At 67.3% G+C, this 13,243-nt stretch carries 17 protein-coding genes; 9 read left to right on the top strand and 8 right to left on the bottom strand.

From position 1 onward, the window contains the following. Nucleotides 1–33: 33 nt before the first annotated feature. Nucleotides 34–1,203: an aminotransferase class I/II-fold pyridoxal phosphate-dependent enzyme gene (locus ACZ5QD_RS10040; protein ID WP_006895544.1), complete on the bottom strand. Its 1,170-nt coding sequence runs from the start codon at nt 1,201–1,203 to the stop codon at nt 34–36. Between the two features lie 118 nt (nt 1,204–1,321). After that, complete coding sequence (locus ACZ5QD_RS10035; protein ID WP_006895543.1) at nt 1,322–2,164, bottom strand: aldo/keto reductase; 843 nt, start codon at nt 2,162–2,164, stop codon at nt 1,322–1,324. Between the two features lie 119 nt (nt 2,165–2,283). Here ACZ5QD_RS10035 and ACZ5QD_RS10030 point away from each other — a divergent pair, with 119 nt between their 5' ends. Further along, nucleotides 2,284–2,472 carry a hypothetical protein gene (locus ACZ5QD_RS10030; RefSeq protein WP_039867048.1) on the top strand — a complete coding sequence of 63 codons (189 nt, stop codon included), beginning with the start codon at nt 2,284–2,286 and terminating at the stop codon, nt 2,470–2,472. Between the two features lie 22 nt (nt 2,473–2,494). On the opposite strand, the gene ACZ5QD_RS10025 is transcribed toward ACZ5QD_RS10030, so the two are convergent. Continuing rightward, on the bottom strand, nt 2,495–3,424 hold the full coding sequence (locus ACZ5QD_RS10025; RefSeq protein ID WP_464366719.1) for a quinone oxidoreductase family protein: 930 nt from the start codon (nt 3,422–3,424) through the stop codon (nt 2,495–2,497). Between the two features lie 238 nt (nt 3,425–3,662). Between ACZ5QD_RS10025 and ACZ5QD_RS10020 the strand changes: the two genes are divergently transcribed. Together ACZ5QD_RS10020 and ACZ5QD_RS10015 are read left to right on the top strand one after the other, a co-directional pair. After that, on the top strand, nt 3,663–5,153 hold the full coding sequence (locus ACZ5QD_RS10020; protein ID WP_045537956.1) for a flavin-containing monooxygenase: 1,491 nt from the start codon (nt 3,663–3,665) through the stop codon (nt 5,151–5,153). A 110-nt stretch (nt 5,154–5,263) separates the two neighbouring features. Beyond that, nucleotides 5,264–5,860, top strand: coding sequence for an alpha/beta hydrolase (locus ACZ5QD_RS10015; protein WP_231650125.1), 597 nt, complete (start codon nt 5,264–5,266; stop codon nt 5,858–5,860). On the opposite strand, the gene ACZ5QD_RS10010 is transcribed toward ACZ5QD_RS10015, so the two are convergent. Continuing rightward, on the bottom strand, nt 5,802–6,176 hold the full coding sequence (locus ACZ5QD_RS10010; protein ID WP_045537954.1) for a DUF5313 family protein: 375 nt from the start codon (nt 6,174–6,176) through the stop codon (nt 5,802–5,804). The two genes, ACZ5QD_RS10015 and ACZ5QD_RS10010, sit on opposite strands and share 59 nt — an antisense overlap. 9 nt (nt 6,177–6,185) lie before the next feature. Then, the gene (locus tag ACZ5QD_RS10005; protein ID WP_045537952.1) at nt 6,186–6,932 is read right to left on the bottom strand and encodes an SOS response-associated peptidase; all 747 of its coding nucleotides are present in this window, start codon (nt 6,930–6,932) and stop codon (nt 6,186–6,188) included. 55 nt (nt 6,933–6,987) lie between these two features. Between ACZ5QD_RS10005 and ACZ5QD_RS10000 the strand changes: the two genes are divergently transcribed. Beyond that, a complete protein-coding gene (locus ACZ5QD_RS10000; RefSeq protein ID WP_411815630.1) occupies nt 6,988–7,761 on the top strand; it encodes a sigma-70 family RNA polymerase sigma factor in 774 nt (257 codons plus the stop codon). Then, on the top strand, nt 7,758–8,054 hold the full coding sequence (gene rsrA / locus ACZ5QD_RS09995; protein WP_045537950.1) for a mycothiol system anti-sigma-R factor: 297 nt from the start codon (nt 7,758–7,760) through the stop codon (nt 8,052–8,054). Before ACZ5QD_RS10000 ends, rsrA begins: the two co-directional genes overlap by 4 nt. A gap of 77 nt (nt 8,055–8,131) precedes the next feature. On the opposite strand, the gene ACZ5QD_RS09990 is transcribed toward rsrA, so the two are convergent. After that, nucleotides 8,132–8,206 carry a 50S ribosomal protein bL37 gene (locus ACZ5QD_RS09990; protein WP_371865352.1) on the bottom strand — a complete coding sequence of 25 codons (75 nt, stop codon included), beginning with the start codon at nt 8,204–8,206 and terminating at the stop codon, nt 8,132–8,134. Between the two features lie 123 nt (nt 8,207–8,329). Between ACZ5QD_RS09990 and ACZ5QD_RS09985 the strand changes: the two genes are divergently transcribed. Further along, nucleotides 8,330–8,551, top strand: coding sequence for a biotin/lipoyl-binding carrier protein (locus ACZ5QD_RS09985; protein ID WP_006895535.1), 222 nt, complete (start codon nt 8,330–8,332; stop codon nt 8,549–8,551). Nucleotides 8,552–8,595: 44 nt separating this feature from the next. Next, nucleotides 8,596–10,137: a sensor histidine kinase gene (locus ACZ5QD_RS09980; protein WP_006895534.1), complete on the top strand. Its 1,542-nt coding sequence runs from the start codon at nt 8,596–8,598 to the stop codon at nt 10,135–10,137. A 108-nt stretch (nt 10,138–10,245) separates the two neighbouring features. Here the strand turns inward: ACZ5QD_RS09980 and ACZ5QD_RS09975 are convergent, their stop codons facing one another. Together ACZ5QD_RS09975 and ACZ5QD_RS09970 are read right to left on the bottom strand one after the other, a co-directional pair. Then, the gene (locus ACZ5QD_RS09975) at nt 10,246–10,500 is read right to left on the bottom strand and encodes a WhiB family transcriptional regulator (RefSeq protein WP_006895533.1); all 255 of its coding nucleotides are present in this window, start codon (nt 10,498–10,500) and stop codon (nt 10,246–10,248) included. Between the two features lie 252 nt (nt 10,501–10,752). Beyond that, complete coding sequence (locus tag ACZ5QD_RS09970) at nt 10,753–11,700, bottom strand: diacylglycerol/lipid kinase family protein (RefSeq protein ID WP_278124664.1); 948 nt, start codon at nt 11,698–11,700, stop codon at nt 10,753–10,755. A 67-nt stretch (nt 11,701–11,767) separates the two neighbouring features. Here ACZ5QD_RS09970 and ACZ5QD_RS09965 point away from each other — a divergent pair, with 67 nt between their 5' ends. Continuing rightward, on the top strand, nt 11,768–12,193 hold the full coding sequence (locus tag ACZ5QD_RS09965; RefSeq protein WP_278124662.1) for a hypothetical protein: 426 nt from the start codon (nt 11,768–11,770) through the stop codon (nt 12,191–12,193). Nucleotides 12,194–12,258: 65 nt separating this feature from the next. Next, nucleotides 12,259–13,050 carry a ParA family protein gene (locus ACZ5QD_RS09960; protein WP_039867080.1) on the top strand — a complete coding sequence of 264 codons (792 nt, stop codon included), beginning with the start codon at nt 12,259–12,261 and terminating at the stop codon, nt 13,048–13,050. The last annotated feature ends 193 nt before the right edge of the window (nt 13,051–13,243 follow it).

Genomic DNA, 13,243 nt, shown 5'->3' with positions numbered 1-13,243 from the left:
GACATTCTTAGCCTGTCGGGCAGAACGCCGCGATCAGATCCGGTTCATCAGGTCGCCCAGTCGGTCGATCGCCAGGGCGAGATCCTCTTCGGACGCCGCGTAGCTGAGCCGGACGAAGCGCTCCGCTCCGGCGTCGCCGAAGTCCTTGCCGGGGGTCAGCGCCACGTGGGCCTGCGCGAGGGCGGTCTCGCAGAACTCGCTGGACGTGAGCCCGGTGCCCGACACGTCGAGGTAGACGTAGAAGGCGCCGTCGGGCCGGACCGGCACATCGAGACCGATGCGCTCCAGCCCGTCGAGAACCAGTCGGCGACGTGCCCGGAACTGAGCGCGACGGTCCTCGGCCACTGCGAGGGTCTCGGGCTCGAAGCACGTGAGCGCGGCGACTTGAGACGGTGTCGGCGGGCAGATGTAGTAGTTCTGGGCGAGCCGCTCGGCGACGGGGATCATCGCCTCCGGCACGATGGCCCATCCGAGCCGCCAGCCCGTCATACCGAAGTACTTCGAGAAGCTGTTGATCACGATGGCGCCCGGGTCGTCGGCCGCGACACTGCGGGGCGGCCCGTCCGGCCCGTCATCGGCCAGGCCGAGGTAGATCTCGTCGACGATGCGCCACCCTCCGCGTTCGGAGACCGTTCCGCACAACTCGACCAGCTCGGTGTGCGGCAGTGACGTACCCGTGGGATTCGACGGAGTCGCCGCCATCACCCCGCGCGTCTCGGGGCGCCATCGGTCTGCCACCGTTTGCGCGTCGAGCTGGAAACGCGTCGCCGGCGAGGTCTCCAGCAACCGCACTCGGCCGCCGAAGCTCTCGGCGAAACGCCGGTTGCACGGGTACGAGGGGTCGGCCACCAGCACCTCGTCACCGGGATCGATCAGGGCCGCGCAGGACAGGAGCAGCGCCGCCGAGGCACCGGTGGTGACCACGACGCGTTCCGGCGCCACTCGTGCACCGAAGTGCTCGGTGGTGAATCCGGCGATCGCCCGCCGCAGGTCGTCGAGGCCGAGAGCACCGGTGTAGGGGAGGGGCCGCCCGTCGCTGATGCGCCGGACCTCGCGCAGAAACGCCGGAGGCGCTCCGAAATCGGGTTCACCGAGATTGAGCTTCACGACGTGATGCCCCTGTGCCTCGAGCGCCGCGGCGTGCTTGCCGAATTCCATCGCGTAGAACGGGCTGACGGCTTCGGCGCGGCGGGAGAACTTCATACCGTCGATGCTATGCGGCGCGGTCGGCACACCAGAATCCCCGCGCACCGGTCGGCGTCGTGCGCGCGCCGGTGCGCGGGGAGTCCGGATCGATCCTCGGGCTATCGGGGTGCGGGGCTCACTCGGGAATCCAGTTGAACTCGTCCGGGTTCGGGCCGCGGCGACGGTCGGCGTTGAGCGAATCGATGCGGGACATCTGCTCGTCGGTCAGTTCGAAGTCGAAGATGTCCCGGTTCTCGACGATCCGTGACGGGGTGGTCGACTTCGGAAAGACGATGTTGCCGAGCTGGACATGCCACCGCAGCACCACCTGCGCGACCGTCCGGCCCGTCTGCGCCGCGATCGCCTTCAACTCCGGGTCGTCGAGAACGTCGCCCTGGGCGATGGGCGACCACGCTTCGGTCTCGATGCCCTTGGACGCGTTGTACTCGCGCAGTTCGGTCTGAGAGAGGTACGGGTGGACCTCGATCTGATTCACCGCGGGCACCACCTCGGTCTCGGCGAGCAGTCGCTCGAGGTGTCCGATCTGGAAGTTCGAGACGCCGATCGCACGCGTCTGTCCGTCCTCGTAGAAGCGCTCCATGGCACGCCAGGTATCGGTGAAGTCGCCGACCGCGGGCATCGGCCAGTGGACCAGATACAGATCCATCGGGCCGATGCCCAGTGCGTCGATGCTGCGCGCGGTGGCGTCGCGAGCCGCCTCCGGATCATGCGCGTTGTTGTTGAGCTTGCTGGTCACGAAGATCTCGGCGCGGTCGAGCCCGGACTCTCGGACGGCCTCGCCCACCTCGCGCTCGTTGCCGTACATCTGGGCGGTGTCGATGTGGCGATAACCGGCTTCCAAGGCCGTCAGGACGGCCTCCTTGGTGTCGGCGGGTGCGATCTGGAAGACGCCGAACCCGAGTTGCGGAATGCGGACGTCGTTGTTGAGGGTGATCTCCGGAATCGTGTTCTCTGCCATTCAACGACCAACGCCCGCGGGCCCTCTCGGTATTCCACCGGTCCGGGAGGACCCTGAACTTTCCCTGGTATCGGCGGTCGAGGGGTGACATATCGGCCGGGAGCGACCACCGTGGAGTCATGAGTACAAACCTGGAACCCCGGAAGTCCAACAGCACGTCGGTCTGGAAGATCGTGCTGATCGTCATCGCCGTGCTGATCGCCCTGTCGATCATCGGCCCGCTGCTGAAGGCCGCGTTCTGGGTGGTCCTCATCGGGCTGGCGATCGTCGGCGCGGGAGCGCTCTTCTTCGGCGGCCGCAAGTCCTGACGCCGCCCCGTACGAACGCCCGCTATTTCGGTTCGAAGACGTACTTCCCGCGAGGGTGCGCACCGAGCAGTTCGTCGAAGGCCTCGGCCGCATCGTCGAACCCGAAGGTGCGGGCGATATCGACAGTGATCCGTCCGGAAGCGGCGTCCTCGAGGAGCGGCTCGACTGCCGCACGGCGATGGTGGCGACTCTGCTCGCTGCTTCCGTCGACGACGACGATGCCGTCGTCGACTCTGCCCCACGCGGCAACGCTCACGATCCGGTGCGGCGCGACGAGGTCGAGGGAGACGTCGATCGCCTCGTCGGTGCCGACGGTGTCGATCACCCCGGTGACGCGCTTGCCGTCCCGAGCCTCGGTGATGGCCTCGGCCAGTCCCTCTCCGTACGCCACCGGGACCGCGCCCGACTCGCGCAGATGATCGTGGTTGCGGTCGGAGGCCGTGGCGATGACCGTCGCTCCGGCGGCCACCGCCTCGCTCACGACGATCGACCCGACCGCACCGGCGCCACCGTGAACCAACAGGACGTCGTCTCCGGTGACACCGAGGGTGGCGAGCGTGTCGACCGCGGTGACGCCGGCCAACAGCAACGACGACGCCTCGGCGAAGCCCAGATCGGCCGGCTTGCGGTGGACGCGATCGGCGTCGGCGAGGACGTACTCGGCGAGTGCGGCCGCCGCCGGGTAGACGACCACCTCGTCGCCGGCTCGGTATCCGGACTCCGCGCCCGCGGCATGGACGACGCCCGCGACCTCGGCGCCGAGCGACAGCGGGAGCTTCTCGGGTTTGGTGCCCATGAGGCCGCGCACGAGCTTCACGTCGTACGGGTTGAGACCGGCGGCGCGCACGGCGACGACCACGTCGGCGGGGCCGGGGGAGGGGACGTCGACGTCGGTCACCGCGAGGACGTCGGCCGGGTCGCCGTAACCGGTGGCAATGATCTTCTTGGCCATGTCTGCTCCAACTCTCTTGTGTGTCAATCGGATTCGGCCCTGATCGTGCGGCCGGCCCGCCCTTCGCGCGCCTGGTGGGCGAAGGGCTCGTGCATGCGGGCCCTCGAACCCATCATGCCAACCGTGCCCCGGCCCGCAAACGATGCTCGCGGCGATCGCGGAACCTGTTCATCGGCGGCCTCGCGAGTTAACGTGTACTGCACGTCACACTAAAGAGGTTCGTGGATCGGAGACGGTGATGAGTCAGCGACGGGTCGACCACGAGGTGGTGATCGTCGGAGCGGGCTTCGGCGGCATGGGCGCGGGAATCGAGTTCAAACGGCTCGGCGTCGACGACATCGCGATCCTCGAACGGGAGGACGACCTCGGCGGCACCTGGCACGTGAACCACTATCCGGGACTGGCCGTCGACATCGCATCGGTCACCTACTCGTACTCCTTCGAACCCAACCCCTACTGGTCGCGGCTGTTCGCGCCCGGAGCCGAACTCAAGAGGTACGCCGAACACGTCGCCGACAAGTACGACCTCCGGCGCCATATGGAGTTCGGGGCGGTCGTCGAGCGAGCCGACTGGGACGAGGCGAAGGAGTGCTGGGCCGTGCGCACCGCCGACGGTACAGTCCGCACGGCCCGGTACCTGGTGACCGCGACCGGGTTCCTCTCGCAGCCGCACACCCCCGACTTCCCGGGGATCGACACCTTCGCGGGCGACATCATTCACACCACGGCGTGGCCCGACGGATACGACTTCGGCGGCAAGCGCGCCGCGGTGATCGGGACCGGTGCCACCGCGGTGCAGTTGATTCCCGAGATCGCCCGCACGGCGCGCGAACTCACTGTCTTCCAACGGACGCCCATCTGGGTGGTGCCGAAGATCGACTTCCCGATCCCGCGTCCCGTGCAGCATCTCTTCGCCCGGATCCCGTTGGCGCAGAAGGCGGCCCGCGCGGTCAACACCTCGCTGCTCGAGGCGTTGATGGTATTCGGGGTGCTGCACTACCGGCAGGCCAAGCCGGGCAATCGGCTCGCGGCGCTGCTCGCGAAGACCCACATGCGGCTGCAGGTGCGCGACGAGGCGACCAGGAGAGCGTTGACGCCGCATTACGACTTCGGTTGCAAGCGGCCGACGTTCTCCAACACGTACTTCCGCGTGTTCAACCAGCCGACCGTCCATCTCGAGACGGCCACGATCGATTCCGTCGTGCCCGGCGGAATCGTCCTGGCCGACGGACGGCGGGTCGACGTCGACACCCTGGTCCTGGCGACTGGGTTCAACCTGTGGGATGTGAACTTTCCCGCGTTCACGATCGTCGGCCGTGACGGCCGCGATCTCGGGAAGTGGTGGCGCGAGGGCAGGTTTCAGGCGTACGAGGGGATCAGTGTTCCGAAGTTCCCGAACTTCCTGACGCTGAACAGCCCGTACTCGTACAGCGGATTGTCGTACTTCACCACCATCGAAGGCCAGATGAAGCACATCGCGAGGCTGTTCGGGGAGATGCGCCGCCGCGGTGCGACTCGCTTCGAGGTCACGGAGCGGGCCAATGCCGAGTTCCTCGACCGCGCGACCCGAAACCTCGCATCGTCGGTGTTCTACGCCGGTGATTGCTCCACGTCGCGCAGCTACTACTTCAACCAGCATGGTGAGGCGACGCTCCTGCGGCCCAACGCGACCCTGACGACGCTGTACGAGCAGGCCAACTTCCCGGTCAGTGATTACGTGTACTCGTGATCTCGCGGCACCGGTGGGGGAGGGGTATCGCCTACGTCCGTCAGACCTGACCCGGCGATCATAGGGCGTCCAGAACGCTTGATGACCAAGTGGCGGCGATCGAGCAGGCCATGACCCGGGCTGAGGCCTCCGAGACACAGCCGGTGGTCGTCGTGGCGCACAGCGGAGCCAATTCTCCGGTGAGCCTTGTGCTCGATCGCCATCCCGGACTCATCGGCCGGGTGGTGTGGGTCGACAGTGGGCCGGTCGCCTCCGGCAGCGTCTTCGCACCGGATGCGTCCGACGACTCGGACGAGCTCCCCCTGCCGCCCTTCGACGTGCTCGGGCAGCAGGCCGGTCTCGAGGGCCTGAGCCCCGACGCTCTCGACCGTTTTCGAGTCAGGGCAGTGCCGGAGCCCGGTCCGGTGCTGCGCGGGCGCGTGGAACTCACCGACGACGCGCGTCTGGCGGTCCCGGCCACTCTGGTGTGCTGCTCGATTCCGGCAGCGCGGATCATGGAGTCGGCCGAAGCGGGTCACCCGATGTTCGCCGAGGTGTTGAACCTCGAGAACGTCGACTTCGTCGACCTGCCGACCGGACACTGGCCGATGTGGAGTCGTCCCGGCTACCTCGCGCGCATCCTCGCCGCGGCGGCTGCCCGACTACCGCTCAGCGCCCGTACCGCTCGCGGTACTCGTCGTGAATCGAATCGGCGCGCTGGATCCTGACCTTGTCGAGCAGCGCCGGGTCGAGGCCGTTGTTGACCAGCAGATGTCGGCGGTAGACGCGGCTGAGCGCCACCTGGAAGTACAGGAACGGGATCAGTAGCAGAACCACCATTCCCAGCTTCACCCACAGCATCCCCGGAATGAACATGAAGGCGACGAACAGGGGGATCACCGGCAGCAGCCCGCGGATCACGTAGCGACGGATATGTCCCGGACCGGTGAGGTCCTCGACGATCCAGTCCCGCATCGATCCGGGCAGCGGTCGGCCCAGCAGATAGCCGATCTTCTGCAGGAATCCGGGACGTTCAGGGCTCATGGCCACCGACTATCCCACGGTTCCGACGGGTTCGAGAAGTTCGGGACCGTCGTTTGCGACACGGTTCACCAGGCTCGACACCTCGCGGATCTCGATCGCCTCGGCCAACTCGGCGGCCGGCGGCGCCAACAGATCGGGATCCGCGCGGTGATCGGGATCGAGCCAGGCGTCCCAGAACTCCACCGGCATGATCAGCGGCATTCGGTCATGGACTTCGCGCAACGGCCCCACCGAGTCGGTGGTGATGATCGTCGTACTCGAGACCCACTGCGAATCGTCGCCGGCGGCGCGGGCCTGCGCCGGCCGCCACGCCGCCCACAGACCTCCCATGAACAGGCGGGTGCCGTCGGCTGGCGTCATGTAGAACGGGACCTTGGTCGGTTTGCCGTTCGCTCCCGGCGGACCGGGCTTCCACTCGTACCAGCCGTCCATCGGCACCAGGCACCGCTTGCCTCCCAGCGACCCGCGGAAGGCCGGTTTGTCGGCGAGGGTCTCGGCGCGTGCGTTGAACAGCAGCGGACCCTTGCCCAGTTCCTTCGTCCACGACGGCACCAGGCCCCACCGCATCGCCCGCACGCGCCGCGCGGGGATGTCGTCGGGCCGACCGTGCTCGTGGCGTTGCACCACCGTCATCACCGTCGTGGTCGGCGCGACGTTGTACGACTCCCGTACCGTGTCCGCAGGCACCTCGTTCACCGCGTCGATCTCGGCGGCGAGTCTGGCCGGGTCGGTGGTCACTGCATAGCGTCCGCACATCCTTCAATGCTGGCACGCCGGAACAAACTGCGCGGACGGGTTGTTGACCGAGTCGATGAGCGAACGACCCGACTCGGGTGGACGGACTGAAGGAGGTGGCGCAGGCGTGGCTGCAGCAACCCTGGACCGTGGTGCGACCGTGCGTGGACGGCCGGAGGGCGCCCGCGCGGCGCGTGGATCGCTAGACTTGGTGGAGCACATTTCCGGCGAAGGGAAGTTCGTGTCATCTGACAGTCCAGCACCGGCCGAGACGCCCGAGCAGCTCACCGAGCGGTTCGAGCGGGACGCGTTGCCCCTCCTCGACCAGATGTACGGTGCCGCGCTGCGCATGACGCGCAACCCGGCCGACGCCGAAGACCTGGTGCAGGAGACCTACATCAAGGCGTTCTCGGCGTTCGCGTCGTTCCGCGAGGGCACCAATCTCAAGGCCTGGTTGTACCGGATCCTGACGAACACCTACATCAACTCCTACCGCAAGAAGCAGCGCCAGCCGGCGCAGTATCCGACCGACGAGATCACCGACTGGCAGCTCGCGGCCAACGCGGAGCACACGTCCACGGGTCTGCGTTCGGCGGAGATCGAGGCGCTCGACGCGTTGCCGGACGACGAGATCAAAGAGGCGTTGAGCAAGCTGCCGGAGGACTTCCGGATGGCCGTGTATTACGCCGACGTCGAAGGGCTCCCGTACAAGGAGATCGCCGAGATCATGGACACCCCGATCGGCACCGTCATGTCGCGTCTGCACCGCGGCCGCCGCCAGTTGCGCGATCTGCTGGCCGACGTCGCTCGGGAGCGTGGTTTCGGACGGACCAGCGAGGTGGCGAAATGAGTGGCGCCGGCGAGAGTGAATTCGAGAACCTGGACTGCTCCGCGGTCCTGGCAGACATCTGGCTTCTCCTCGACAACGAGTGCGACGCCGGTGCGCGCGAGCGACTGGAGGGCCACGTGAACGCGTGCCCGTCCTGCCTCGAGCACTACGGGGTGCAGCAGCAGCTGAAGGAGCTGATCAGCCGCAAGTGCGGCGGGGACCACGCCCCGGACGGTCTGCGCGAACGGCTCCGCGTCGAGATCCGCCGATCGGTGAGCATCCGGCAGACGACGTACCGCGTCGAGTCCGACTGACACCGCGCCAGAACAGACGAAGCGGCCCGGATCCCCTCGGGGAGCCGGGCCGCTTCGTCGTCGCTGAGTGCGACGACTCAGGCGTTGGGACGCTTGCCGTGGTTGGCTGCGTTCTTCTTACGACTGCGCTTCTTACGTCCGCGCTTACCCATGACGGACCTCCTTAGATCGTGCGGGCCGGTATGCGACGACGATTATTTCACGTCGCCGGGCGCGGACGTTAATCACGACGACAAGCGAACGCGCCGAACGGCCGCTCGGTTACCATGTCATCCATGGCGGAAGACGTGGTCAATGAAATCGTTGCGACTGTCCTCGAGGTCTCGGCGCAAGCCGGTCAGCGGGTCGACGTGGGCGACACCCTCGTGCTGCTCGAGTCGATGAAGATGGAGATCCCGGTGCTGGCCGAGGACGCCGGCGTGCTCTCCGAGGTCAAGGTCAACGTCGGCGACGTGATCCAGGCCGGCGACATCATCGCCACCTACGAGAAGGACTGACCACCGTTACGGGCCGCCGCACCGACTCGCTCTGAACCGCGCCCATGGCGACACTCACTGATCTCCTCGCCGAGCACACGACGCTTTCCGCGGCGGCCGCCGAGCACCTCCAGCGGCTGGTGGCCGAATGGCAGTTGCTGGCCGACCTCTCCTTCGCCGACTACCTCCTCGCGGTCCCCGATGAGGACGGTCGTGCGGGCGGAGAGCCCCCGAGCCTGGTCTATGTGGCTCAGGTGCGGCCGAACACGGCGTCGACGGTGTTCCCCCGGGACGAGGTGGGGCATCGGGTGGACCGGCCGGCGAGTGCCCAGGGCGCCAACCCGCTGATGGCCGCGGCGCTGCGGTCGGGGGTCATCGAGCGCGAGGGCATCGCCACCCGTTTCGGGAACGTGCTCATCGAACGCACCGCCATCCCCGTCGGTTTCGACGGCGAGGTGATCGCGGTGCTCGGCCGCGCCGGCGACGCCTCTGATCCGCGTCCGCCGTCACCGCTCGAATCCGCGTACCGCGACGCCGCCGAGGCGCTCTGCCGGATGGTCGTCGAGGGTGCCTTTCCGCTCGACGAGGCCAATACGCTCGGACTGTCGACGCCACGGGCGGGTGACGGGTTCATCCGCATCGAGGTCGACGGCTCGGTCACGTACGCCAGCCCCAATGCACTGTCGGCCGTGCACCGGATGGGCTGGACCACCGACCTCGGCGGCTCGCGCATCGCTGAGGTTCTCGCCGCCCTGCTGACGGATCCCTTCGAGTCTGCCGATGCCGAGGCGATGATCGCCGCGGCCGCCGGAACCCCCGACGGCGCCTGCCTGCCCTCACCGGATATCGCGCTGCGGATGGAACTCGACGCGCGCCGTGCCACCGTGCTGCTGCGGGCGGTGCCGCTCCGATCGGCGGGGCAGTCGCGGGGAGCGGTCCTGCTGATCCGCGACGTGACCGAAGTGCGCAGGCGCGATCTCGCGCTCATCAGCAAGGACGCGACGATCCGCGAGATCCATCATCGCGTCAAGAACAACTTGCAGAGTGTGTCGGCGCTGCTGCGCCTGCAGGCGCGCCGTTCGGGCAACCCGGAGACCACCGCGGCCCTCGGAGAAGCGGTACGGCGCGTCTCGTCGATCGCGCTGGTGCACGAGATGCTCTCCGGCAGCGTCGACGAAGAGGTGGACCTCGACACCGTGGTCGACCGACTGGGGTCGTCGCTGGTGGACGTGTGGCTGCCCGACGGCGGTACGCGCGTGACGGTGCGGCGGGAGAACCGACTCGGAGTCCTGCCCGCCGATCTGGCCATGCCCTTGGTCATGGTGCTCACCGAGGTGATCCAGAATTCGATCGAGCACGGCTTCGCTCCGGGCCAGGACGGTGCGGAGATCGTGGTCGGCGCGATCCGCGACGTGCGCGACCTGCAGGTGACGGTCACCGACAACGGGTGCGGTCTGCCGGAGGGGTTCGATCTGGCGGCTTCGGACCGGCTGGGACTGCAGATCGTCCGGACTCTGGTGTCCAACGACCTCGGCGGGCAGATCGAGATCGCACCGGTGCCGGAGACCGGCGGTACCCGGGTGCGGCTCGACATTCCCCTGCACTGAGGAGCCCCACTGAGGACCGACCTCCACTGAGAACATGGACGCGTGCAACGAAGCACGAAGGGAGCCCCCGGTCTCGGACCGGGGGCTCCCTTCGTGAACTGGGTCGCGTCAGACGGCGCTGCGGGCGCGGGTACGCGCGTTGCGGCGCTTGAGCGCGCGACGCTCGTCCTCGCTCATGCCGCCCCAGACGCCGGCGTCCTGACCGGTCTCAAGGGCCCACGCCAGGCACTCAGCGGTCACCGGGCAGCGCTGGCAGACCAGCTTCGCGTCAGCAACCTGGGCGATCGCCGGGCCCGACGTGCCGACCGGAAAGAACAGCTCCGGATCCTCGTCACGACAAATAGCCTTGTGGCGCCAGTCCATTACGTACTCCTTCTAAACCTGCGGCGTTGTCGCGCACGCATGCGTGATCGTCAAAATTCGACTTGGGCTGCAATACCGAATTCACCTGGCTTGGGGCGCAGGACGTCGCTTGGCAGGGGGTGGGTGATTGCGTCAACAACTGTTGTACTACTGTGCATCGCCGCTTGGCTATAGCTGCGCGGCGAATGCCGGATAGATCACAACAGGTTGGCAAGCGGCCCAACACGTGCTTACCGGCCAGTAGCGCAGGGGTTAACCGGCCTTCTGCGCCGCCACCACATCCAGTACTGCGCGACGGTAGCCGAACTCCATCTTGTCGTAAACGCCCAGGTAGTCGCCGTCCATCTGGACGTCGGCCGGCTCGGGTGAAGTGAATCGGACCCATTCCACATCGTCGTCGCGATACAGATGGTGAGCCCTGGGTTCGGTGCCGGCCAGGAGACGAGCGCCGAGCACCACATTCCGTGCCACGGAGACCGACGTGGCGGCGAAGATGCCGAGCCCGTGGTCGAAGTCGGTGTGTGGATTCGTCCGGATCTCCCGAGTGCCGAAGTAGGTCCACGGGCCGGTATTGCTGACGAAGCCGAACCGCACGCCGTCGATCGCGGGGCGTCCGGGGACTTCGACGGTGAACGTCGGGGGAGTGATGGAGGGTTTCACGAACGAACTGACCGTGGTCCGGAAGTAGCGACCCGCGGTCGCCTTCTTGCCCTTGTGTCGCAGTTCCTCCATCCGGCGGACGACGATCGCGTCCATGCCCATACCGGCGTTGAAGAGGAACCAGCGGTTGAGTGTGTGGCCGAGGCTGATCGAGCGGCGTTCGCCGCGGTCGAGTATCGCCATGAGTTGCGCGGTCGCGGTCAAGGGGTCACGGTCGATCCCGAGGGCCCGCGCGAAGACGTTGGCGCTTCCTCCGGGAACGACGCCCAGAGCCGGCAGGCTCGAAGGAGGGCGGGGCAAGGAGTCCGGGGAGCCGAGGATGCCGTTGGCCGCCTCGTTCACCGAGCCGTCGCCGCCGTGCACCACCACCGCGTCGTAGCCCTCGGCGGCCGCGCGCGCCCCGAGTTCTCCGGCGTGGCCGCGATGTGTGGTGTGTTCCACATCGACGTGATATCGGGAATCGAGAGTGTTGGCCAGCGCGTCACGTCCCTCAGCAGTCGTGAAGGTGGCGAACGGATTGGTGATGAGCATGACGCGCACGAGGCATCACACTATCGGGCACGAGCCCGATTCACGAGTCGGGGGTGCTCGGCCATACCCTGGAGTAGTGAGCAGTTCTGATCCCATCCGCCGAGTTTCCGGCGTCCCGAGCACCCTCCGCTGGGCGGGCTACGTGACGGCGGTCCAGGGTGCACTGGGTCTCATCGTCGCGGTGGTCCTTGTGATTCGCGAGATGGCAGGGCACCACGAGGCCGCGATCAGCGGGTACGGCACCGCCGCGTGGTTCGCGGCGATCGGCGGCGGCGTCTTCGCGGGAGGCCTCGCCCTGACTCGCGGACGGCGCTGGGGTCGCGGGGTCTCGTTGATGGCGCAGATTCTGCTGTTGCCGGTGGCCTACACCCTCATCACCGGCAGCGGACTTCCCCTCATCGGGGTGCCGGTCGCGATCGTCGCGCTGGCGGTCCTCGTGCTGCTCTTCGCGCCGGCGTCGCTCACCTGGCTGAATGCGGACGATCTGCCGCCGGACGCGTGAGCCGGACGTGTGACCCGGACGCCTGATCCCGGTGGTATGAGGGACGCCACCGTATGGTGGTGGCCATGACGCGCACCCTTGCCATCGCGAATCAGAAAGGTGGAGTGGCGAAGACCACCACCACCGCGTCGATCGGCGCCGCCCTGGCCGACGAGGACGTCTCGGTTCTCGTCGTCGATCTCGATCCCCAGGGCTGCCTCACTTTCTCGCTGGGGCACGACCCGGATCAGCTGACCAAGTCGGTGCACGACGTGCTGATCGGCGCCGAGGACATCGCCGACGTTCTGCTCGATACCGACGACAATGTGACCTTGTTGCCCGCCACCATCGACCTCGCCGGTGCCGAAGCGCTGCTGTTGATGCGGCCGGGCCGCGAATACGCGCTGAAACGGGCCTTGGCGGAGGTGGCGCAGGATTACGACGTGGTGCTCATCGACTGCCCGCCGTCGCTGGGGGTTCTGACGCTCAACGGACTCACCGCTGCCGACGAGGTGGTGGTCCCGCTGCAATGTGAGACGCTCGCGCACCGCGGCGTCGGACAGTTGCTGCGTACCGTCACTGAAGTTCAGCAGATCACCAATCCGGACCTCAAGATGCTCGGTGCGGTCGCGACCCTGTTCGATGCCCGGACCACCCACAGTCGCGACGTGCTGTCGGATGTCTCGGACCGCTATGCGCTGCCTGTGCTGGACCCGCCGATCCCGCGGACGGTCCGCTTCGCCGAGGCCTCGGCCTCCGGTGCGTCAGTGATGCGCGGGCGGAAGAACAAGGGCGCCACCGCGTACCGCGACCTCGCCGACAACCTTTGGCAGTCGTGGAATGGTGCCGACGTCCGGACGTATGAGTTGGAGATCTAGCGAGGCGCGCTGTCGGACGATCGGACCGGGAGTTCTGTCAGACCCCCTTGGTAGTGTTCGGATAGGTCAAGCAAATATGCTTTGACCAGCTGAAACGCTCGGGGGAGGTGGCGGCGATGACTGATCCGATGACCGATTCGATCGCCACTGTCGTCGCCACCGGCACTGCCGGACCGGCCTGCAGAGTTGTTGG

It is taken from the genome of Gordonia sp. J1A (genome assembly GCF_055393515.1).
The sequence above is the reverse complement of the archived record's forward strand: the minus strand, read 5'-3'. Positions and strand labels throughout refer to the sequence as shown.

Bases quoted from the DNA above. Each gene is read 5' to 3' on its own strand.
- ACZ5QD_RS09960 (WP_039867080.1), top strand. From the start codon at position 12,259: ATGACGCGCACCCTTGCCATCGCGAATCAGAAAGGTGGAGTGGCGAAG.
- ACZ5QD_RS10000 (WP_411815630.1), top strand. From the start codon at position 6,988: ATGAGCGAACGACCCGACTCGGGTGGACGGACTGAAGGAGGTGGCGCA.
- ACZ5QD_RS10010 (WP_045537954.1), bottom strand. From the start codon at position 6,176: ATGAGCCCTGAACGTCCCGGATTCCTGCAGAAGATCGGCTATCTGCTG.
- ACZ5QD_RS10020 (WP_045537956.1), top strand. From the start codon at position 3,663: ATGAGTCAGCGACGGGTCGACCACGAGGTGGTGATCGTCGGAGCGGGC.
- ACZ5QD_RS10015 (WP_231650125.1), top strand. From the start codon at position 5,264: ATGACCCGGGCTGAGGCCTCCGAGACACAGCCGGTGGTCGTCGTGGCG.
- ACZ5QD_RS10025 (WP_464366719.1), bottom strand. From the start codon at position 3,424: ATGGCCAAGAAGATCATTGCCACCGGTTACGGCGACCCGGCCGACGTC.
- rsrA (WP_045537950.1), top strand. From the start codon at position 7,758: ATGAGTGGCGCCGGCGAGAGTGAATTCGAGAACCTGGACTGCTCCGCG.
- ACZ5QD_RS10030 (WP_039867048.1), top strand. From the start codon at position 2,284: ATGAGTACAAACCTGGAACCCCGGAAGTCCAACAGCACGTCGGTCTGG.
- ACZ5QD_RS09980 (WP_006895534.1), top strand. From the start codon at position 8,596: ATGGCGACACTCACTGATCTCCTCGCCGAGCACACGACGCTTTCCGCG.
- ACZ5QD_RS09985 (WP_006895535.1), top strand. From the start codon at position 8,330: ATGGCGGAAGACGTGGTCAATGAAATCGTTGCGACTGTCCTCGAGGTC.
- ACZ5QD_RS10005 (WP_045537952.1), bottom strand. From the start codon at position 6,932: ATGTGCGGACGCTATGCAGTGACCACCGACCCGGCCAGACTCGCCGCC.
- ACZ5QD_RS09975 (WP_006895533.1), bottom strand. From the start codon at position 10,500: ATGGACTGGCGCCACAAGGCTATTTGTCGTGACGAGGATCCGGAGCTG.
- ACZ5QD_RS10040 (WP_006895544.1), bottom strand. From the start codon at position 1,203: ATGAAGTTCTCCCGCCGCGCCGAAGCCGTCAGCCCGTTCTACGCGATG.
- ACZ5QD_RS10035 (WP_006895543.1), bottom strand. From the start codon at position 2,164: ATGGCAGAGAACACGATTCCGGAGATCACCCTCAACAACGACGTCCGC.